This is a genomic window from Sinomicrobium halophytocola (assembly GCF_052983395.1).
In genome coordinates, this window is record NZ_JBRKIT010000011.1 from 276770 (window position 1) to 302710 (window position 25941).

At 40.1% G+C, this 25941-nt stretch carries 1 protein-coding gene; it reads right to left on the bottom strand.

Going from position 1 to position 25941, the window contains the following annotated elements; genetic code table 11:
• Window positions 1-4: 4 nt before the first annotated feature.
• Window positions 5-25888, bottom strand: a complete 25884-nt coding sequence (locus ACVBDY_RS03270; RefSeq protein ID WP_447174038.1) for an SDR family NAD(P)-dependent oxidoreductase — start codon at window positions 25886-25888, stop codon at window positions 5-7.
• Window positions 25889-25941 lie beyond the last annotated feature (53 nt).

The window sequence follows — 25941 nt, forward strand, 5'->3', positions numbered from 1 at the left end:
TCAATTAAAATGTGGGTTCTTTTTTATAAGCATGTAAAAGAGGATGTAGTTTTTGTTCATCCCGGACTTGTATTAAAGGTTGTACCTGAATATTATAGTGTACAGGATCTTCCTCCTTTCTGGTAAACCAGTAGCTTTCCCTGGCAAAAGGATAAGAAGGCAACCCAATAATGGACGGTTTGCTGTCCGGGTAAAGCAGATCCCAATCTATAACTGCTCCTTTTATCCATAATTTAATCAAGGAAAGGCTTTCTTTTTCCCGGAGAGCACTTTCCAGATAAGCCTTTCCTGCTTTTCCTTCCAGCGAGAATCCTGAATCATCTTTACGGACATTTCCTGTGAGCAATTCTTCAAAATGATGATCTAAATAATTGTTCAGTTGTATGATGAGATCTTCTTTATTTCCCGCTAAAAATGCTAAACGCTCTTCCATTGCCTCTCTACCGGTTTGTAAAGTATAAGCAATATCATACAGGTTGGCTTTTGCTTGTTTTTCAATAAAATCTTTCAGATCTGCAACCTTCTCACGGAGTCTGCTTGTATTTTTAGCCGACAATAGAATGATTGCCGGTCCGGAAACATTGTAATCAACAGGTTGAGGACTAATGTATTCCTGTATGATGATATGGGCATTACTACCTCCTGCACCGAAACTACTGATTCCGGCGGTCCGGGCTTTATTTTCTTGTGTAGACCACTCTTCCAGAGACTGTTGTACTTTAAACGGGCTGTTTTCAAAATCTATATTCGGGTTTAACACCTCAGAATGCAGAGAAGGAACCAGCTGGCGATGCTGCATTTGGAGCAGTACTTTCGTTAATCCTGATATTCCTGCCGCAGATTCGCAATGTCCAATATTAGATTTTACTGAACCTACGCTGCAAAATTGTTTAGCATCAGATTCGAATGCATTTTTTAGTCCGGTCAATTCTATAGGGTCTCCTAAACTTGTTCCTGTGCCGTGGGCTTCGATATAACTAAAATCTTCCGGCTGTATCCCTGCTTTTTTCATTGCGGCTTTAATTACTGCAGCCTGAGCTTTTGGATTTGGAACCGTATAGCCATTGGTTTTGCCACCATGATTTACTGCAGAACCTTTAATAACACCATATATACGATCGCCATCGGCAACAGCACGGCTTAATGGTTTTAATAATACAGCTCCTACTCCTTCACCAGGCACATAGCCTTCCCCGCCTTCCCCAAAACTCTCGCACCGACCTTTACTGGAAGCAAATCCACCTTCACTTAAAATTAAAAATTTGTTCTGGTGCAGACTTAGATTGACTCCTCCTGCTACAGCCATTTCAATTTCTCCTGACTGTAAATCTTTACACGCCATATGTATCGCTGTTAAAGAAGAAGAACACATGGTATCCACCGCCATACTAGGTCCGTGGAAATTGAAAAAGTAAGAAACCCTGTTGGCAATACCACTTGGATTACCCAATAAAGCTGTAGGATTCCCTTTTGCTGTTTCTTCTGCTCCGAATAATTGATATTCTTCGTACATCACTCCCACATAAACACCTACCTGACCTGCCATACCGCTTACCTCATTTACTTTTCCCTGTAGCTTGGCTTTTGTATATCCCGCATCTTCCATGGTTTCCCATATCGTTTCCAAGAAAAGTCTTTCCTGAGGATCCATGATTTCCGCTTCCCGTGGAGAGATATTAAAGAACAGGGGGTCAAAAAGATCAATATCTTCCATAAATCCACCCCATTTACTATAGGTTTTACCTTCCTTACCTTTTACAGGATCATAAAAATCACTAATCTTCCATCTGTCTTCCGGAACCTCTTTAATGCTGTCTTTTCCCATTTTAAGATTCTCCCAAAACTCATCCAGATTCTTAGCATCAGGATATTTTCCACTCAATCCGATAATTGCTATATCTTCTGATGATACAGATGGTTTAGGAAGTTCTTTTGCAATGTTTTCTTTTTGCTGGTCTACTGCATTACCTGATGTTGTAGACTGCATATTTTTTAATTGATCTGTGGAAGTAGCTTTCGTATAACCATTACCCTTATAATGAGCAACGGTCGTTTCTGCTCCTGTTAGTCTCAAAAGCTCATTGCGGTGGGTTTTCAGGAAATAAGAAACGAGCTCACCCAGGGTCTGACATTCAAAAAATACGGTACGTGAAACTTTCCCCAGCTTCTCTTCCAGTAGATTGGTTAGCCCCACTACTATGGTAGAATCTATACCAAACTCCTCAAACGGAATATCCGGCTGTAATTTGGCTACGGGGATCTTTAAAGTCCCGGCCATAAGTCCACCTATATAGTCTATGGACGCTTCATACAAATAATCATCAGCCTGAGCAACCGAAGTTTCCTTTGCCATTTCTTTTTGAGGCAATGAGCTTCCTTTTTCCACACCTAATTTTTCAGGATCACCATATATGACAATTCCCTGTTTTAAATTACTGTTCAACAAAGTTTCAAAAGCGTGAAGGCCATCGCCAGTCTGCATTGGCCATAAACCGAAATGGTGTGTCATATATTTTTCCTGCTCCGCACTGATCTGCATTCCACCATCTTTCCATAATGGCCAGTTGATGCTTAGGGTCCTTCCTCTTCTTTTTCCACGAAGGCGTTCCAATTCACGGTGATAAGCAAAATGATCCAACCATACATTAGCTGAAGCATAATCTGATTGTCCTGCATTGCCAAATATTCCCGCTAATGACGAAAAATAAACGGTGAAATCAAGATTTTCATTTTTAGTGGCCTGATCGATGTTTTTGGCACCTTTAACTTTAGCAGAGAAAACATCCCTAACTTCGGCTGCTGTCTTATGGATTATCAGGCTATCTCTGGTTGCACCTGCACTGTGGATGACACCATCAAGGCGGCCATATTCATTTTTGATCTTTCCAATTAAAGCAGTTACGCTTTCAAGATTAGTAATATCACATCGTTCATAAACTGCACAAGACAACTCTTTTAGTCTCCTTTTTCGCGAAGCGTTGAGCTCGCTTCTGCCTACAAGTATTACTTTTGTTCCTGCCACCTGATTGAAATAATCGGCAAATAATAGCCCTAATCCGCCCGCTCCACCTGTAATCAGGTAGACTCCATTTTCTTTAACTGAGGTTTTTACGTCCGGGTTTTCAATCCCGTTTAAAGCTTTCAGCTTCTTTATTTCTCTTTTTCCAAGGTGATATCGAACTTCCGAATCTTTATTCTCCTCTTCAACCTGTAAAATACTTACTAATTCATCCAACCTGTTAATCGACAGGTTTTCTACTTCAATCAATTTCCCTGCCGATAGCAAGTTTTCCTGTACTGCTGTTTTCAACAATCCTGAAATAAATCTATAGTCCATTTCCTCCCCGGCCGGGTACACCAATTGGATCATTTTCCCGGCAGGTTTTCTCTGTCGTATTTCTTCAAGAATCTGAATAAAAATTTCCTCAGGAGCACTTTCATGGATAACCTTTACTTCACATTCCAGATTCTCTTCCAGTTTTTCCGCTAAAACCGCAGAACCACCAGCCAGAAAAATTAAAGGATCAACTGCTGTGTTTGTTCTTTTTGAATTTAATTCACTTAAATCTGCTTCTTCCCACTCATTGCAGTAGAGGTGTAATCCAATAGCCTTCTTTGTAGCTACAATATTTTGATGCTTATTTTGATGGGATATCGGAGATGTACTGCTGCCGTTTTCCAAGGGTAAAACCACCAACTCCGTGAAACTGATAAGGACTTCGCCCTGCTTATTCAGCATTTCAATCTCATAACTGCTGGATTTTTTACCTGAACTATTTTTTCTTACATAACACCAGATTTCCTCAGATAAAGGCTGATAGATATTGATCTCCCTTACACTGAACGGTAACATCAATTGCTGGTTCTGATCTGAAAGGTTGATCGCCATACAGGTTTGTAATGCGCCATCCATCATTCCCGGAGATAAGGTAAATCCAGTCTCGGGAGTAAGAGCAATTCTTGATAATGCAGACTCTCTATTATAGTAGACCTCCTCAACTCCCTGAAAGGTTGTTCCATAATCTAATCCAATGGACCTGAACCGTTCATAATATTCAGCTTTATACATTTTTCTGATAAAGCTGTTTCGTAGTTTGTTAATATCCTTAACCTCAGGAACTAAGTTCTGAACGGTTCCCATCATTCCCTGTCCGTGCAATTGCTTTTCACCCGGACCTGAGTAGATTTTATAGGTCCACTCATTATTTGAAGCTTCAATGTTAACATGAAGCTGTATTGGTCCCTCATTAACCTTTACAGGTTGTAGCCAGTTTACTTCCTTTAATTGGGTAATCATCTCTTCAGTACCCAATTCTCCGGCAACACGAGCCATTTCAAGATAGGCTACTCCGGGCAGGACCTGTTCTCCGAAAACTTTATGATCTCTCAAAAAAGCTTCGTTTCCATTCAACAGACTACTAAACAAACAATTATTAAGACTGGAATTATTATGGTGTAATAAAGGATGTACAATAGCTGAACCAGTCGCTATTTTCTGTTCAGGTTTTAACCAATACCGTTCTTTCGCAAAAGGATAATTAGGTAAAGTAATTTTATTGGGCTTATTTTCCCGATACAATGAGTCCCATGTTACCGGAAATCCTTTTACCCAATATTCTCCTACAATAGTCCAGGATTTATTTGCTAAAGCTTTCTGAATAACAGATGTTTCAGATGATCTTTTAACTTCTTTCTTATGTTGCCTGATATTTCCGGTAAAACAAGGCTCCCCTTTGCCTGTTGTAAAATCAGTAAGGCGTTCAACCAGCTCTTCGAGTGTTTTTGCAGGAATGGCCAATCTTTCTTCCATCGCTGATCTTCCGATCTGGAGGGTATAAGCGATATCATATAAACTGATATGAGGTTCATTTTTGATATGCTCCACAAGCTGTACAGCTTGTAAAATCAATTGTTCTTCGCTTTTAGCTGATAATACGATCAGTACTTCTCCGCTATGTTTCACCTCTTTTTCGCGAGGGATATATTCTTCAATGACCATATGGGCATTGGTTCCGCTAAACCCAAAGCTGCTGATGGCTGCTCTTCTTTTTGTATGAGCCGGCGTATTCCAATCTGTTAGCTTATCCTGTATTTTAAAAGGACTTCCTTCAAAATTGATTAACGGATTAGGGGTCTCATAATTAATGCTGGGGGGCAATTGTTTATGTTTCATTGCCAAGAGCACTTTCAGTACACTGGCTACTCCGGCGGCTTCCAAAGCATGACCAATATTTGTTTTTACACTTCCCAGGCTACAGAAATTCTTTTGTGTTGTATATGCTTTGAATGATGCATTTAATGCTTCAAATTCTATAGGATCTCCTAATCCTGTCCCTGTTCCATGGGCTTCCACATAGGTAATGGTCTCCGGATTGATGTTAAAACGATCATAAACTTCTTTTTCCAGTTGTTCCTGAGATAATACACTTGGAGCAGTAATGCCATTAGTTGTACCATCCTGGTTGGTTAGGCTTCCTTTGATAACTCCATAAATACGATCGTTATCCCGTTCAGCATCAGCCAGTCTTTTTAGTACAACGACACCGACACCTTCTCCCATTACAAAACCGTTAGCCCTGCTGTCAAACGTGAAGCATCGTCCATCTACGGATAACATACCCGCTCTTACGGACATATCATGAGCGTGAGCTGAATTGATAATATTTACACCGCCTGCTAACACAAGATCCGTGTCTCCTCTTTGAAGACTGTTAAATCCGAGATCCATAGCAACCAATGAACTGGAACAAGCTGTATTGACAGCTATAGCAGGTCCTTTTAAATTAAGGAAATAAGAAATTCTTGAAGCCAGTATTGCACTTGAATTTCCCCAAAGTGCCGACGGTAATTTTCCTTCTGTTCCTGCAATATAATCACTGTGCCCTGCTCCTGCAAACACTCCACATTTCAGAGATGAAAGGGAGTTGGGATCAATTCCTGCATCTTCGACAGCTTTCCAGCTATGCTCAAGAAACAACCGTTGCATAGGATCCATCATTTCTGCTTCAGAACCTGAAAGTTTAAAAAATAAAGGATCAAAACAGTCAGCATCCTCCATACAGCTTGCCCATCTTGTCTGTTCTACATCAAGGTTATTTTTGTCTTTTGCCCATTTCTCACGACTCACCTCTGTGACAAGGCACTGCCCTTCTGCAAGCACTTTCCAGTAAGCATTCAAATCATTGGCAGTTCCGAATTGCCCACTGATTCCTATAATTGCAATCTCTGCAGCGGGTTCTGTATGAACCGAAGTTTTATTTTCAGTTGTCGGACCTTCCTTTTCGGTAATCATTGTTTTATCTGAAACAGAATACTGATGTATCTTAATAAGAGGCTGTAATTCTTCAGAGAAATTCTTTAACAGATAACCGGTCATTAGGGTAATATTAGGATAACTGTATAAATCGGTTGCCTTAATGGTGATGCCCAATTCGGAATTGATCTTGTTAATCAGCTCAACACCAAGGATTGAATCAAAACCATAATCTTTAAACTGAGTGGTGATATCAAAATCTTCTTCTGGCAATACGATAGTCGCCGCTGCAATCTCAACTAATTTTGACATCAGCCAGCCGTTATCCTGAGCTGTTTCCGGTTGTAACTCCGGAACATCTGCCATTTTAACTTTTTCTTCTATTATTATTTGATTGGTATGGTTTTCTGAAAAGCTATCGAACAATCCCCGGTCTGCTTGCTGTTCGGAAACAACCTCTTTCTTTTTTCCGGCTGGAACCCAATAACGGTTACGGGCAAAAGGATATCCGGGTAAACTGATTTTAGCCGGTTTTTGATTGGGATAACAAACCGACCAATCTTTTAACTCTCCGCTTAACCAGTTTTCTGCTACTGAAATTAAAACAGTATTATTTTCTTCTGTTTTGTAAAGAGGGAAGCTGAATTCCATGTTTCCTATACTTCTGATAAGAAGGTTTATCAGGTCATTGATATGGGCTGTTATAAATACAGCTTTTTCACTCATGCTTTCACGCCCGTTTTGTAAAGTATAAGCTACATCATGTATATCAACCTGAGGATTCTGTTCCAGATAATTTTTGAGATTGATTAGCTGTTGTTGAAGTTGTTGCTTCGTTTTTGCCGATAATGGAACAATAGCAGAACCTTCATTTTTATGAGCTGCTTTTGACGGTTGATACTCTTCTATAATGATATGCGCATTGGCACCTCCGAATCCGAAACTGCTGATCCCGGCAATTCTCGGCTTATTTCCTTCGGTAGCCCATGCTGTTGTATCTTTCTGTAAACGGAAAGGTGTGTTCTCCATCTGCAAATATGCATTCGCATTCTGTAAATGCGGATTACCCGGTAAAACCTTATGTTTCATTGCCATCAACACTTTGGCTACTCCAGCCATTCCAGCGGCAGATTCAAGGTGTCCGACATTTGTTTTTACACTACCAACACTGCAATAAGCATTTTGCATCTGTTGAAGTCCTTTATCCTCATAAAGTGTATTAAATGCGAGTTTAAGTCCTTCAATTTCTATCGGATCTCCTAAGGCTGTTCCGGTGCCATGCGCTTCTATATAGCTGATATCGCGTGGATCTATATCCGCATTTCGGTATGCTTTAACCAACAAATCTCTTTGTGCATTAGGATTTGGGGATGTTAATGTATTTGCTCTACCTCCATGATTTTCGGCAGTACCCCGAATGATTCCATAAATATGATCGCCATCCGCTTCAGCCTTACTTAAAGATTTAAGGATCACAATTCCCACTCCTTCTCCGCGTACATATCCATTTGCACGCTGATCGAAACTCTTGCAACGACCATCTTCACTCAACATACCTGCACTGCTGAAAGAAAGCGTTAGCTCCGGAGATAGCATTGCATTGACCCCACCTGCAATAGCCATATCGCAATGCCCGTTTCTGATGTGCTCCACACCACGATGAATAGCTATCAATGAGCTTGAACAAGCAGTATCCACAGGCTCGCTTGGTCCGTGAATATCGAGCAAGTAAGAAATCCTATTCACCAATATAGAATGAGCTGCACCTGTAGAAAACTGCGCCTGGCTCGTCAGATCGGTTCCGTTATTCAACAGTGTGGAATAATCAACAGCCGACACTCCGATAAAAGTTCCGGTATTGGTTCCCCTTAATGCTGAAGTTGCTATTCCGGCATCTTCCAAAGCATGGTATACGGCTTCAAGGGTAATACGTTGCTGTGGATCCATTAAGGCCGCCTCTTTGGGTGAAATATTGAAAAACAACGGATCAAACTTATCGATATCGGTGATAAATCCACCCCATTTTGTTTTGGTTTTACGGCTTTCTTTTTGAGGATTTCCATAATATTCCTGCCAGCTCCATCGATCTGCAGGTATTTCTGTGATCAGGTCTTCATTATTTTTAATTCGTTCCCAGAAAGTATCTATATCAGGTGATCCCGGAAAACGTCCGCTGATCCCGATAACAGCAATTCCTTCTTCCGACGGCTTTTGACCTGTTTTTTCCGGTGAGCTGCTATACTTTAAAGAATGTTGTCTGTTTTTACGTCCTGTAAGATGCTCAAATGAAACGGATTGAGTTGAATACTGTGCTGCAGCAGCTACTTTTTGAACATCCACTTTTTCCATTACCTGGTCCGGATATTCTTTAATCAGGAAATCAGCGAACAACTCAATAGCAGGATAGTTGTAAAATACTGTTGGCATTAATTTCAAATCATAGAAATTATTCAAAGCACTGGTAAACTGAGTCATTAAAAGAGAGTCAAAACCATACTCTCCGAATTCGGTTTCCCGATCAACCGTAGAAACTTCCATTTTGAGCAATTTTCCTACGATTTCACTCACCTCTCTTACAATCCTTTCTTTAGCCGCTTTTGAACCTTCTGCTCTTTTTGATACATTTTCAGAAGATGTCGAAACATTTTTTTGATTTACTCGCACAGATAATTCATTACCCGTTATTCTGGATATGCCCTCTTCTCTACCAAAATAAACGGCATACTGCCCTGCTTTGGCTTTCAGAATCAGATCAAAAATCTCAAGGCCTGTCTCTGTTGCCATTGGCAGCATACCAAATTGCTTTTCAAGATATTTTTCTCCTTCCGGACTTACATGCATTCCTCCGGACTTCCACAACGGCCAGTTCAGACTTATCGTTTTGCCTGACCTCTGCCCTTTGGTAACTGCTTCATTTCTGTATTCGACATAGTGATCCAGGTAAGTATTAGCCGATGCATAATCTGCCTGGCCGGCATTACCTGTTACTGCTGAAACAGATGAAAATAACACCATAAAATCAAGAGGTTCATCTCTGGTTACTTCATCCAGTACCTGCACCCCTGTAATTTTAGGGTTAAGTACGTGTTGAATGTGTTCCTGGGTTTTGTTCTGAATAAAACTATCTCTTAAGGCACCTGCACTATGGATAATTCCATTAAGTCCCTGATAGGTTTCTTTAATGGTTGTAAGTAATTGCTCTGTATCCTGATGATCTGTAATATCACATGGATAATAAGCAGTTCCCGGTATTTCAGATAACAGTTTTTCGATCTCACGGTCTGCTGCTCTTCTACCTGTCAGGAGAATTTTCACATTTTCAGTTTTGCTTAAATGATTTGCGAAAATACGTCCCAGACCACCGGCACCACCTGTGATGAGGTATACCCCGTTTTCACGGATCACCATGGGATCGACCGCTAAAACATCTTTTATTAATGGCCTGAACTGTTTTGCTTTTAAAACACCGAGATCATAACGGATTTCAGCAGAATTCTTCCCTTGTTCCTTTTTTAGTAATCCCGCCAGTAAATCAAGATCTAAACTGTTCACACCAATTGTCTGTCCGGTAACTCCCGGGTTTTCCCGAGTTGCCGTTTTTAACAGACCGGTAATAAAGCCTGCTTGTGTATACCGATCATTTTGATAAACAACCGTTATGTGTATTGAGGCGTTTTGCTTCAAATAGATTCTAAGCGGTTCAAGTATCGTGGTAAAGTAACTGACAGGCTGGTCAATAGCGATTGACTGTACCGCTATTCCCAATCGTTCATGCAATGATTTAGCAAGTGAGTCAGTACCTCCGGCAAGCCAGATAAACTGTTTTTCCGTTTCCCGAATTTCGGTGGTGTTTTCTATAGCCACTTCTTCCCAAACCGGCTGGTAAATAAATACATCCGTATCTTTTTTAACGGATTTTGCCGGTTTAAACCCACCCATCGGAAGGGCTACAAAATTTCGGAAACTCACTAAAACAGTACCTTGTTCGTCGATCAAATCTATATCATAGGAGACCAGTTTATCTTCGGCTCTGGTTTGTTCACTTCTCCGTGCATAAGCCCATAACGATTGTCCTTCCAGTGTTTGATAGCAACTCATTTCTCCCATAAAATAAGGAAGTGCCAATGTGTAAGCTTCGCCACTTATTTGCTGGAAGCCATAGATGGTGTGCAGCATACTATCGAGAATTCCGGGAGTATACATAAAGCCATCCAGATTGTTCAGGTCAATTTTAGCTAAACAGCCATTGATGCCTGCATACATCTTTTGAACTCCCTGATAGGAAGCACCAAGATCTAACCCTGCGGCAAGAAACTCTTCGTACATCTCTTTTCCGTTCAGTACTTTAGCAGCTCTTGTTTGCAATGCATTTATATCCAGATTTTCCGGCCGACTCAGCTTATGAGTGAATATCTGGCCGTTACCATGTATAACTTCCTCGCTACTGTATATTTCATAACAAAGCTGATCTCCATCGACATAAATTCCGGTAGAGACATTAACCTGTTCTCCTGTTACAGAAATCGGATTTAGCCAGCTGATATTCTTTAACTGTGTTACCTGCTGTCCGGTACTTAACGTTCCGGCTATCCTTGCCAGTTCGAGATAAGCTACACCAGGTAATATTTTTTCATTTCTTACTTTATGGTCGTTGAGAAAAATTTCATGACCTGTAAAAACACTGGTATATTTTTGTTCCTTTAAATCTGATTCATTTATATGCAATAAGGGATGAATCTTAGTACTTGCCATTAGTTTTGATGAAGATGAAACAGCAGGTATCCAATACCTGTTTTTAGTAAAAGGATAAGCCGGTAAATTTATTTTTGAGGGACGCCCGTTGGTATACAACATGTTCCAGTCTACAGATACACCTGTTACCCATAAACCTGCCAGCGAAGCGATTTCTCTTTTTTCAATCGCGTAATTGATATAGGCCTGTCCGGCACCACCCTTTAATAAAAAACCTGTTTTACCTTGCTTTGTATTTCCTGTAAATACATGTTTTGTTTCTCCCGCAGTATAATCTGCCAGTCTGCTCACCAGCTCAACGTTGTCTGCTACTACAATTGCCAGTCTCTCTTCCATTTCATCCCTTCCCATTTGCAAGGTATAGGCTATATCAAAGAGATTGACTTCAGGATTTCTTTGAACAAAATCCAAAAGATTATCTGCTTGTTGCTTCAGGTTATCTTTGGTTTTTGCTGATAATACGATAATAGCCTGGGTATTTTCCTGATAAGGAGCCGTGGGAGCGGGTCTGTATTCTTCAATTACAATATGTGCATTAGCACCACCGAATCCGAAACTGCTGATCCCCGCAATTTTTGGACGATCTTCTGCTGTAATCCACGGACCGGTTTCTTTTCGCAGCTGGAAAATGCTTCCCTCCAGTTTCAGGTACTCATTCGGAGTTTTTAAATGTGGATTACCAGGGAGCATATGGTGTTTAAGACACAGCAATACTTTGATCGTACTGGCAATACCTGCTGCAGATTCCAGGTGCCCGATATTGGTTTTTACACTTCCAATGCTGCAATAAGGTTCTGCAGGCTGTTGAAGGCCTTTATCTTTATATAAATCTTTGAAAGCAAGTTTCAATCCTTCTGCTTCTATCGGATCTCCAAGTGGTGTTCCGGTTCCGTGAGCTTCAATATAGCTCACATCACGCGGATCGATTCCTGCGCTACGGTAAGCATGCAGTAGAAGATCTCTTTGTGCCACCGGGTTAGGTGAAGTTAATGTATTCGCCTTTCCGCCATGATTCTCAGCAGTACTTCTAATCACTCCATAAACAGGATCTCCATCCGCAATGGCCTGCTGCAATGATTTGAGGATAATAACCCCTACTCCTTCCCCTCTGACATAACCATCTGCACTTTGGTCAAAAGTTTTGCATCTTCCATCTTTGCTCAGCATTCCTGACTGGCTGAACGAAAGGGTTAATTCCGGTGAAATCAATGCATTAACTCCTCCTGCTATCGCCATATTACAAATACCGCTTCTGATATTCTCAACAGCTCTGTGGATGGCAATCAATGAACTTGAACAGGCGGTGTCTACAGGCTCACTTGGCCCGTTGATATCCAGTAAATAGGAAATTCTATTGACCAACATAGAGTGTACGGAACCTGTGGTATAGTGCATTTGTCCAGATAAGTCCGTTTCATTGCTAAGGCGTGTCGAATAATCTGAAGCAGATACTCCTATAAAAATCCCGGTGTTGGTTCCTTTGATTGTTTCGGCAGCAATTCCACCGTCTTCTAAAGCCTGATATACAGCTTCCATTAAAATCCGTTGTTGCGGATCCATCAATTCCGCCTCCAATGGAGATATACTGAAAAACGAAGAATCAAACTTATCTATATCTGTAATGAATCCGCCCCATTTGGCTTTGGTTCTATTCTTTTCCACTAAAGGATCACCATAATATTCCTTCCAATCCCATCTGTCTGCCGGAATCTCTGTGATCAGGTCTTTATTTTCACTGATATTCTGCCAGAAAGCATGCAGATCAGGTGAACCGGGAAAACGGCCGCTCATCCCGATAATGGCAACAGGTTCAGTTGTTGATTTTGATTTCTGTAGGGCCTGCTTTACAGGAGGAACCGCTATTTTGGAAAAAACACTTTCCTTTACTGTGAACCTCTCAACAGATTTGGCTGTTGGAAGAACTGGTGTTTCCTCGTGTAATGCGCCAAGTGCCGTCTTATATTCTTCTGTCAAAAAAGTAGCCAGCTTATTAATGGTAGCATAATTGTAAAATACGGTTGGTATCAGGTCTATATCATAATATCCGTTGAGGTGATTATTGAAGCGAGTTAATAAAATAGAATCAAATCCATAATCCCCAAACTTTTTATCATTTTCGATATCGGCAGGATCCATTCTGATTAATTCTGCAACGACACTAACGAGCTCATCAATCACTTTTTCTTTAAGTAAGTTCGTTTCAGCCGGTAATACGATCTGTTCTTTGACAGATTCTTCAATGACATTTTCCTGTTGAATCATTTCAAAACCATCGGGAGGCAAAGCCACAAAATCCCTAAAACAGATCAGTACTTCTCCTTTATCATTCAACAGGTCCAGATCGTAACCAATTACCTGGTCACCTTCTTTGTGGGTTTCACTTTTTCTTGCATACCCCCACAATGCAGCAGCATCTGTTATCGGTTGATAGAAATGTACTTCTCTCACAAAATACGGTAATGCTAATGAATAGGCTTCTCCTTCTGAAGTAACCAATCCATAGATTGTATGCAAGAGACTATCCATAATACCCGGTGCATACATACAGCCTTCAAGTTCTTCGAGACAGATGGCAGACAAAGCTATATCGGCTCCCGCATACAGTTGAGTGACTCCTCTGAAGCTTTTCCCCAGATTCAATCCTTTTTCTTTGAAGTGCTGATAAATTTCTGTTCCCTGAATCACTCTTGTACAGACTGCTTTTAGCTCTTCCAGATCAAAACTTTCTGTAGATTCTGCTTCATCGGAAATGAGCTGGCCGCTTCCATAAAGGAGCTGGTTATTTTTTTGATTATAAATTTTATAATTAACCGCTGTTTGTTCCGGTTCCAGTGCTATGGCAACTGCTGCTGTTCCATCTTCCAATTTTAACGGACTCAGCCAGCTGACGTTTTTCAGCCGTACTTTCTCCTGACGGGTGCTCCATATTCCTGCTATCCTTGCCATCTCTAAATAAGCCACTCCAGGCAGTATTTTCTCATCGCGTACCACGTGATCGGCAAGGAAAGATTCATTTCCGTTAAAAACAGCACTATATTGCTGTTGTTGCCAGTCAGATTCATTGACATGCAACAGAGGATGCAATTGGTTGCGGGTAATTTGTTCTTGTAATGATTTTTTAGGAGAATCAGGTATCCAGTAACGTTGTCTGGCAAATGGATATACAGGCAGGCTGATACGATTTGGCAAGGCACCTGTATACAATAGTTTCCAGTCTATATCAACTCCTTTCACCCATAATTGTGCAAGGCTTTTGATTTCATTATTTTTGAAGGCTGTTTCTACATAGGCTTTTCCGGCAATTCCATCAAGCAGAAAACCTACCTGCTCCTGATTTGTATTTCCCCGATAGAATCCGGGACTTTCGCCATTGGTATAATTCTCCAACTGAGTAAGTAACTCAACGGGGCTTCCTGCAATCCAGGCAAGACGTTCTTCCATCGCTTCACGGCCTGTTTGTAAAGTAAAAGCAAGCTCGTGTAAGTCAATTTCCGGGTGAGCCTGTAAGAATATTTTCAGTTGCAGTACCCTGGCCGTTAATCGGTCTGCATTTTTTGCAGATAGTAAAATAACCGCAGGTTGTCCTTCTACATTTCCTTTTCTGGGAGCAGGTATATATTCTTCTATAATTAAATGGGCATTGGCTCCTCCAAAACCAAAACTGCTGATTCCGGCAATTCTTGGTTTGTTATCGGAAACATTCCAGTCAGTCGTATTTTGCTGTAACCTGAATGGACTTCCATCCAGTTTTAAGTATCGATTAGTCTGAATAAGATGAGGATTCCCAGGTAATGTTTTATGCTTCATAGCCAGGATTACCTTCATCACCCCAGCAATTCCCGCCGCCGCCTCCAGGTGGCCGATATTTGTTTTTACACTTCCGATACCGCAATATGCGGTTTCCTTTGGGGTCAGATTTCTTTGTTTATATAAAGTATTGAAGGCAAGTTTCAATCCTTCTATTTCAATGGGATCTCCTAATGGGGTTCCTGTTCCGTGTGCTTCCATATAGGTAACATCTGCCGGATTAACTCCTGCAGAATTGTAAGCTTTAACCAACAATTCTTTTTGAGCATTCGGATTTGGAGAAGTCAGTGTATTGGCTTTTCCACCATGATTTTCCGCGCTTCCACGAATGACTCCATAAATATGGTCTCCGTCCGCTTCTGCCTGCTCTAATGATTTCAGGATAACGATGCCAACACCTTCCCCACGTACGTAGCCATTGGCACTTTCATCAAATGTTTTACAGCGCCCATCCTCGCTTAGCATTCCTGCTTCGCTGAAAGAAAGGGTCAGCTCCGGTGACAGAAGTGCGTTGACACCTCCCGCAATCGCGATACTGCTATCCCCGTTTCTGATTTGTGCTACTGCGCGGTGAATGGCAATCAATGAACTTGAACAGGCTGTATCAACGGGTTCACTTGCCCCACGTATATCCAGTAAGTATGATATTCTGTTGACCAGCATAGAATGTACCGATCCGGTTGCATAATGTCCCTGTCCTGTTAAATCGGACTGATTATTCAATAACATCGAGTAGTCGGAAGTGGAAACCCCAATAAAGATGCTTGTGTCACTTCCCCTAATCTTATCAGGTGCAATCGCCGCATCTTCCAGAGCCTGATATACGGCTTCCAAAGTAATTCGTTGTTGCGGATCCATCAATTCTGCTTCACGAGGAGATATGTTAAAGAATAACGGATCGAACTTATCGATGTCGGATATCAATCCACCCCATTTTGCTTTGGTCTTATTTTTATTTTTTAACGGATCACCATAATAGGCTTTCCAATCCCATCGGTCCGGTGTAATTTCAGTAATCAGATCTTTATTTTGAGCAATATTTTTCCAGAAAGCATCTAAATCATCAGAACCGGGGAAACGTCCGCTGATCCCAATAATGGCTACTGCTTCCGGGTTGTTATTAGTATTGGTCTTGATGATATTTCCAGCCATCTTTGATAAAGCGGAACGGCCTTTGTTACTGAATTCAACTCTCCTATGCGTCGTAACAACTGGCCGAGCTTCTTCTGGTTTCACTGCCACCAATGCACTGTGCTTTTGAACTACTGAAGCCTGATGTTCTTCAATTAAAAAATCTTTCAGATCATTGATAGTGGGATAATTATAAAAAACAGTAGGCAATAAATTCAGCTCGTAAAAAGTATTTAACTGACGGGCAAATCTGGTTAGGGAAATGGAATCAAAACCATAATCACCAAATTCTTTATCCCGTTTAATGACCGCAGGATTTAATTTCAGTAATGCAGCTACTGTTTCGATAATTTTTCCGGAAACCTGATCTTCTATTGCAGAATTACCCGTTTCAACAGGTAAAAGGGTATTGCCTGCAGGTTTTTCTGATATTTCTTTATTTTCGTAAACACTTTCATAAGTAACCAGAACCTCTCCTTTTGCATTTTTAAGTAAGGTATCGAAAGCCTTTATACCTTCTGCAGAAGGCAGCGAAAGGGAACCCAGCTGTTTTTCCAGATGCTTTACATCTTCTTCACTGACTTTCATTCCGCCTTCTTTCCATAAAGTCCAGCAGATGCTTAGGGTCTTACCATTTGTCTTTTTGCCTGGTCTTTCGGTATTCCGATAAGCTGCATAAGTATTCATATAAGCATTGGCTGCTGCATAGTCAGCCTGTCCTGCATTTCCTTTAATGCTTGTTATAGAAGAGAAGAATACCATAAAATCAAGTGGCTGATCTTTAGTCGCCTCATCCAGATTTTTAGTTCCTTCTATTTTAGCAGAAAAAACCTCATCTACCTGTAAAGGTGTTTTATTGATGATATAACTATCCCTGATGACACCTGCACTGTGAATTACCCCGTTTAAGGGACCATATTCCCGGTTAATAAGATGTATCAGTTTCCGGGTTTCTTCAAAGTTGCTTAGATCACAATTATGATAAACAGCTCCAGGTATTTTGGACAGTGCCGTTTTTATGGTTTCAGACCATAAGCTTCTGCCTGTAAGCACAAGGGTACTATTATTTTTACTGCAAATATGTTCCGCTATCTTTAGACCCAGTCCACCGGCACCACCGGTTAAAAGATACACGCCACCGTTTTTGAATGTTATACTGTCTGTTTTTTGTGACTCAAAAGTTACCGGCACCGATTTTTTTACTGTTCTTATCCCTGCGCTATAAACCACTTCAAAATCCTTACTACTTTGCTCCGCTTCAATAAGTATAACAAGCTCATCCAGGTTTTTAAGAGATAAATGATCCACGGCAAGTACTTTACCTGTAATTCCGGGATGTTCAAGATGTGCTGTTTTTAGCAATCCGGCTATAAAACCGTATTCCGGATAATCTCTATTCTGACAAACGATCGTAATTTGAGTACGACCTTTCTCTTTTATTTTCTCTTTTATTTTGGTTAGTACGGCATTGAAAAAAGAAGCCTGTTTTTCATGATTAACGGCTACAACTTCCTGTCCCAGCTCTTCCTGTAGCTTGTCGCACAAATCAATTGCGCCGCCAGCGATAAGAATGATCTGATTGGCTGTTTCGAGCTGTTCTGAACTTAAGGCTTCTTGTTTCCATTCCTGCTGATAAAAAGTAACTTTTCCTTCTTCGTATAAAGAAGTATTTGTTCCTGAATTATGGGATTCTTTACCATCCAAAGGGAGGAAGATAAAGTCTTTAAAGCATAGCAAGACTTCCCCGTTTTCGTTTAATAAATAAAAATCAGCTGTTACTATGCGGCCATTATCTTTATCTTTTTTTCTCACTGCATAGCCCCAAAGCTCTTGAGCTTCTTCAATTCCTTTATAGAAATTAATTTCTCCGGCATAAAAAGGTAACACCAAAGAATAAGGGGCCATTAAGCCATAGATGGCATGTAAAAGACTATCCATTATACAGGGTGGATACACACACCCTTCATTATTGACAAGATTTATTTTTGATAGTACCTGCTCTTTTCCAACATATAAAGTCTCTACCTGCTGAAAACTATTCTTCAGGTTTAATCCTACGGAATCAAAGGCTTTATATAATTCTGATCCGGCTATTTTATTCACACAGTCTTTTTTAAGCTGTTGAATATTCATTCTTGCAGGGGTATCTGTTAAAAGACTGGAAAGTTTTCCGCTATTGTGTGTTACCTGCGTATCTTCATAACCACTATATACTTCATATATCACTTCTTCTTTATCACGGTATAATCCGATATGAAGTGTTGTTGATTTATTACCCCAAAAAGGATTGATCCAGCTGACCTGTTTAAGTTGGGTGATTTGCTGATGGGTACTAAATTCCCCCGCTGCCCTTGCCAGTTCCAGATAAGCGACTCCCGGTAAGATTTTTTTATCTTGTACCTGATGATCTCCTAAAAAGGATTCTTTTCCACTAAAAGTACTGCTAAACTGCTGCTTATCTATGTCGGATGTATTGAGATGTACTAATGGATGTAGTATTCTTTCAACAATTTTTCCTGATGCAGGGCTAATTTTTTCGCTGTCAGCAGGAAGCCAATAACGTTCCCTTGCAAAAGGATACGTAGGCAGACTGATTTTACGAGGTTGTTTTCCATTGTAAAGTAAATTCCAATCGAATATAATCCCCTTTATCCATAAATCAGCAATCCCATCCCAATCCGCAGCATGAATCATATTTTGTAATTCGATGGATTTTGCCCCTGCCTTAACACCCTTGCTGCTTCCTGTTTTATATGCGGTACTTGTGGCCTTTTGAGAAGCTGTATCTTTTAAAAAGTTATTCAGTAAGGTAACTAATGACGGTATACTTTTTACAACAAAGGCAACCCGGCTTTCCATGGCTTCTCTTCCTGTTTGTAAAGTAAAGGCAACATCAGCCAATGAGAAGCTGTTATCTTGTTCAAGACTATATTTTAAATTGTATGCCTGTTCGTGAAGGCGCTCTTCATTTTTAGCAGATAAAACAATGATAGCCGGATCCTCATTTAATCCATTTCCAGCTATCTGTTCCGGCACCCTGAATTCTTCGATAATAAGATGAGCATTGCTTCCTCCGGCACCAAAAGAACTTAGCATGGCTCTTAACGGCAGTTCTTCAGTTTTTCCATTTTGATTACTTATTGCCGGTCTTTTCCATGGAGCTAAATTTTGAGGAACGTAGAAAGGAGTATCTTCAAAGCTGATATTCGGATTCAGGGTTTCAGAATGGATGGAAGGTACTAAAAGGTTATGCTTAAACTGCAACAGTATTTTTGTCAGTCCCGCAATACCGGCAGCTGCTTCCAGATGCCCTATATTCGATTTTACAGAGCCAATTGCACAAAACTGTTTATCCTCTGTATATTCATCAAAAGCTTTACAAAGACCTGTTATTTCAATAGGATCACCTAAAGAAGTTCCTGTACCATGAGCTTCTACATAAGATATGGTACGCGGATCTGTTCCTGTTTTTTGCAAGGCCGATTGAATCAACTCTCCTTGTAAATTAGGACTTGGTACGGTATATCCATTTGTCCGGCCATTATGATTAACAACGGTTCCTTTAATCACTCCGTAAACTTGATCGCCATCAGCAATTGCTTTTTCAAGAGGCTTAAGCAAAACAGCGCCTATTCCTTCGCCGGGAACATAACCATCACCAATTCCAAAACTTCGGCAGCGACCGTCAGTGGCTAAGAAATTATTTTGACTTAAAAACAAATATTTACTGAGTGAAAGAGACAAGTTTACACCTCCGGCAATACAACTGTCAGATTCTCCATTTCTAATACTTTCACAGGCATAATGCAAAGCTGTTAATGATGCTGAGCAAGCAGTATCTATAGCAATACTGGGTCCTGTCCAGTTAAAGAAATAAGATATCCTGTTTGGGATACTGTATAAAAGTCCACTGGGCGCAACCGGATTTCCTTTCGCTGTTTCTTCTATTCCAAGATTGACGTACGGCTGCCATAAAGCACCTACAAAAACACCAACTTTTTTGGATTGCTCCGATATCTTGTCGCGGGTAATCCCTGCATCTTCCAAAGTTGCCCAGACCACTTCCAAAAACAACCTTTCCTGAGGGTCAATTTTTTCGGCCTCTCTGGGAGAAATATTAAAAAATAACGGATCAAATTTATCGACATCATTGATAAATCCTCCCCAACGCGCATATAATAGTCCATTATCTTTATCTTCATCAAAATGTCCTTTATAATCGAAACGATCTTGTGGAATTTCTTCAATACAATCATCTCCCTTTTTCATCAACTCCCAGAAATCCGTAAGGGTATCAGATTTTGGATATTTACCACCAATGCCTACTATCGCAATTTCTTTGTTTGTACGCTTTTCCCCTGTGTTGATAACAGGAGTAATATCTTCTATTCTTTCCGGTTCTGCATCAACTTCTTCAGGTACAGCAATCAGTTCCTTTAATACTCCGGCATGTTTTTTCTGAAAATAACCCGCCAGCTCATTAATGTTTCTATATTCAAAAAACAGGGTTTTGGATAAGTTTCCGAAAGTTTTTGCCAATAACCTGTTGAGATCGATAATCATCCTGGAGTTGATTCCCAACTCTTCAAATGAAGTTTCAGCATCCATTTCCTCCACTTCCAAGCCAACACCTTCATGCAATAATGTCTTCAGTAAATTTTCAATGCTTTCCATAGCCGGACCAGCACTTTCTGCTACTTTTGTTTTTGGAGCAGTTTGTTGTGTTGAGGCAAGGGTGTTATTTGATGCATTGGTAGTTTCTTTGATTGAAAAACCATTGAGCTTGGCAATAATATTTCCATGGATATCCATAACCCTGGCATCAAATTTTCTGATACCGCTTCTGGTTTTGTTTGCCTCATGCGATACAGTATGTACGTAGCATTCGGCTGGGATTTGACCTGTAAAAATGATCTCATCAATAGCTACCGGAATGTATTTGGAGTTTTCCAAACCATCAGGCTTATTATTAATGATAGCCGTTTGGAATACTCCCGTCAGCATACTCGGATGTAAAATATAATCCGGTAATGTTTCCGCCACATGCAAAGGCAAAATCAGATGTCCTAATGCTTCTTCTTTATTGGTCCATAATTCCTTCATCGGCATAAAAGAAGGTCCTACATGTAATCCTTCAGCGATGATTTGTTCATAAACCGTTTTCCTGTTTATTTTTATGTTTAATTTTTCTTTGGTAGCATGAATATCGAAAGTTCCCAGATCTCCAGGTTCAATAATTGTTTCCATATTGACTTCACCCACTGCATGCACTGTCTTACGACCACTCTCATCCTCGCTGAAGATTTCGTAAGTACACAACGAATCTTTTGGTACCATCTGAATATAGGCATTGATCGATGGACCAGCAGAAGATAATGCCTCAGGCCAGTAATTATTGGATAAGCTGCATATCCTTTTGCCCAGTAATGTTGCAGCCTGTCGGCCCATTTCAATATAACAGGCTCCAGGAACATTATATTTTCCATCTACTACGTGATCCTGCATGAAAAACTCCTCATTGCTATAACGCTTTCTAAACAGCAGATTCTTTAGGTCGGACCTTTCGGCATTTATGAGTGAAGTCTGTGCTGAATAGTTTTTCTTTGTCTTGTTTTTTGAAAATTTTACGCCCTTTTCAAATGCGAAAGATGGAACTTCAACTGCAATATTGGCAGCAAGATCTTCAATGGTATTATATTCAATGAGTAAGACAGGATTGATTGCAGTTCCGATATACTCCGTTAATTTTGCCGACAACTTCACCAATCCTGAAGAATCAAGACCTAATTTATTAAAACTGTCTGTATCTGTTATTACTGCCGCTTTAGGCAAAATATTAGCGAGCATACCTCTAAGCACAGCCGAAAAATCATCTTCTTCAGAGTCTTTGTTTTGAATACCGGTATTAGCAAACACATGCTCAACATTGAGATGGGATTCTATCTTTGATGCAATTCCTTCAATTAATACAGCCTGACAAGGTGTTGAAGTATTGCTTATATTTATTAATTTCAAAAAACTTTTTAGTGCATCTTCATTAAGCATCGGTTTCATTCCAAATACATGCCACAGATGTTCTCTTTCTTCATCAGAAACGGTGATCCCTCCATTTTCCCAGAGAGGCCAGTTAATAGCCAAACTGATTCCTTCGTGCCCTTTTTCTATTTCTCTTCTGTTTCTGATTTCCATCATATGATCGAGGAAGTTATTGGCAGATGCATAATCGCATTGTCCCTGATTAGGCATCAACGATGCTATTGAAGAGAATACAATAAAGAAATCAAGCGCTTCATCCCGAAGACATTCATCTAAATTGATGGTTCCATATACTTTTGGAGTGATTACCCTTTCAAATGAATCCGCTTTTTTATTGATGATAAAAGAGTCTTCAATCAGCCCTGCTGCATGAATGACTCCATGAATTGTTTTAAATTTCTTTTTGATTTTGGAAATCGCTGCTGACAACACTTTTTTATCAGCAACATTGGCTTTAAAATACACAGCATGTCCTCCAAGTTGTTGTAATTGTCGAATCTTTTCTTTAATACTTTCGTTCTTTGCACTTCGTCCAATTAATATAATATTGGCCTTGTAGTGCTCAGCCAGATAAGCGGCGAATACCATCCCTAATCCCCCGGTCCCCCCCGTAATGATATAGCATCCATTTTCTTTTAACAAGAATCCTGATGACTCGGTATACTGTTGTTTTGCCGGTACAATAGTTCTCTCTTCTCTGTGCCCGTTACGGTAGATCACTTCCAACAGGGGTGCCATCACATAATGAACCAGCTCCTGTATCATGATATCCTGATAGGAAGTTGTGTCTTTTTCGCTGATACCGAGCGTTAAAATAGAAATCCGTGGATTCTCATAAGCCAATGTTCTGGCAAATCCACCCGCCATTTGTTGTATAGCGGCTGATTTTTTGTCGTTATGGTGATAAGCGAACAGTAATTTAATACGTCCGGAATAATCAGCGGTAATCAGTGCCTGTGAAAGGTATAATAAAGCATAAATATCCTGTATATTCTCAGCCACCTGTTCTCCACGGCTCATGCTCCATCTGTAAATCCAGTTATCAGTAACAATTCCGTCTTCTGCAAGGTCTTTAGTCAGATTTTTAAAGGATGTGGCATCCGTAACATCAAGCTGATAAGTGTTCTTGTTTTTTTTCTGATAAGAATCTCCCGGTACTACCAATACCGGAGTTGTATAAGGTAGTGTTTCCTTTATGTTTTCGTATAAAGACGCATCTGTATCAAAAATAATAACTGAAGCCGGCCTTTCCGCAAGGATTCCTAATGGTCTTTCTATCCAATTGGCCGTATAATGTAAACTCTCTATGGCAGGAGCTTCAGGTTTAACAGTGGTTACAGGCCCTGATTTATAAGCTCTTTTTACAAATTCACTGAATTCCAGGATTACATTTCCATTTTCGTCACACAAAAACATATCAAACGAAAACTTGTTTCCCGCCTGATAAGCATCTGATTTTTTGACGTAAACATAATAAGCATCTGCCAGGTTACCATAACAACGGACTGCTTTCAAATAAAATGGCAATAACTGATATTGATGTTTGACATTACCCCAGATACACAAACCCACTACAGTCTGAAAAACCCCGTCTAACAAGGACGGTTCCCAGACTTTTGAAGAGACCGGATGTTCTTTTACAGTAGGCTTTAATATACATATCGCTTCATCAGCTGCAAAAAAACCGGCTGTTATGGTTTGAAAAGTTTCTTTATATGCTAAACCTTCTTTCGCAAATTCATAATAGATCTCTTCTGCGGTTCTTTCAGTGGAACAGCGTTTTTTTATTTTTTGCAGATCAAAAGATCCTGTTGTATGTGTCTTATTTTCCAGTGAAATATTTCCATTTGAATGTACGCCTGCAGCAGTATTAATTTCAAAAGAAAACCCTGTATTTACCGGTGTAAGTTTTATCTGTAACGCTACATTGGCCTCATGTACTTTTACCGAGTGCATCCAGCATATATCATTTAGTTCGCTTACTTTACGTCCGCAAGCCTGTTCTGCTATCGATCTGGCGATTTCCAGATAAGCAACTCCCGGCATCATACATTCACCTTGCACCACATGGTCACGGATGAAATAATCTTTTGATTTTAAAAGTGTTTCATATTCCCACTGTTGTCGTTCTTTGTTTGAGAACTCCATTAAAGGTGATACCGCTTCCTGAGCTTTTACTGAATTTGAAGTCGAAACAGAAACTGCATCCATCCAGCATCTGCGTCTTTCAAAAGGATATCCTGGTAAAGAAATTCTTACGCCTTCTGCTAATTTAGTTTCAGTATTACCTTGATATTTTGGGATATGTCCGGTAGAAGCATACTCATCCAGCTGTGTAATAAAATCTGACAGATTGGAAACTACAAAAACAGCTTTCGAAGCCATTGTATCTCTTCCATTTTGCAATGTAAAGGCGACATCCTGTAAACGTAATTCAGTATTATTTTTTCTTATAAAATTTGCAATTCTCTGAGCATATAATTTTAACTGTTTCTCTGTTCTTGCAGACAATGGTATTGCATAATTTGTGACCTCTTTGCCAACCACTCTGACCTGTTCTCCTTCATAGGCCTGTAGGATAACATGCGCGTTTACTCCTCCCATCCCAAAAGAACTGACTCCGGCTGTGAGCGGGCCACTTTGAATACCTTTTTCAGAAGGTTTCCATTCCTTTAGTTGGGTAGGAATAATAAAAGGGCTTTCATTTAGATCTATATATGGATTCAATTTTTTATGATGCAATATTCCGGGAAGTTTACCGTGTTGTATACAAAGTAATACTTTGATAAGACCAGCAATTCCTGCAGCACTTTCAAGGTGTCCGATATTTGTTTTTAATGCCCCTAAATTGCAATGAACGTTTTCACCTGCTTCATATTTATTGAATACTTTTTTTAAAGCCTTTATCTCAATGGGGTCTCCCAAAGGAGTTGCAGTACCATGTGCTTCTATATAACTTACCTGTCCTGCTTCCAATGCTGCATCTTCCAATGCTGCATTAATAACTTCTGTTTGTGCCTTGACACTTGGCGAAGTCAACGAATTCGAACGGCCATTATGATTTACGGCTGTTCCTTTAATCACACCAATTATAGGGTCATTATCAGCTATTGCTACTGCCAATGGCTTTATAAAAATACAGCCTACACCTTCTCCACGGACGTATCCATCAGAGCTTTCATCAAATGTTTTACATTTCCCTTCTGATGATAACATTCCTGATTTCCCATGAGACAGATACATCGTAGGTGTAATCAATGCATTAACACCTCCAACCAAGGCAGATTCACAATTCCCTGAACGAATATCACGAATTGCGTTATGTAATGCCACCAGTGAACTTGAACAAGCCGTATCTACTACTTCACTTTTTCCCTTGATATCTAGAAAAAAAGAAACCCTATTAGCTAAAATGGAATGTACCGTACCTGTAGAAACAAACGAACTGATTTCCTGATGAGTTGACTGAAGCATTTCTGCATAATCATTTTTAGAAACGCCAACGTACACTCCAATTTTTTTACCGGATAAAGCCTCTGTACTATACCCGGCATCTTCCACAGCATGCCATGCAGCCTCCAGAAAAATCCTGTGTTGAGGGTCAATATATTTTGCCTCTTTGGGTGATATATTAAAAAATAAAGGATCAAATTTATCCATGTCTTCGATAAATCCTCCCCATTTGCTATTGGTCTTAGGGGTATCAGAAGCCGGATCACCATAATAATCGCGCCAATCCCAACGAGATCCCGGAATTTCCGTAACACTGAAGGTTCCATTCATAAGATTGTTCCAAAAATCACGATAATTGTCCGCTCCTGGAAACCTGCATGACATTCCAATTACAGCTATATCACTATTATTCAGTTGGCCGTCCAACTGAAGATTATTTTTTGAATTATCTTTCATCTTAATTTTTTTTCAAATAGAAATGAGCGGTTCAGCCCCACTATGATTATATA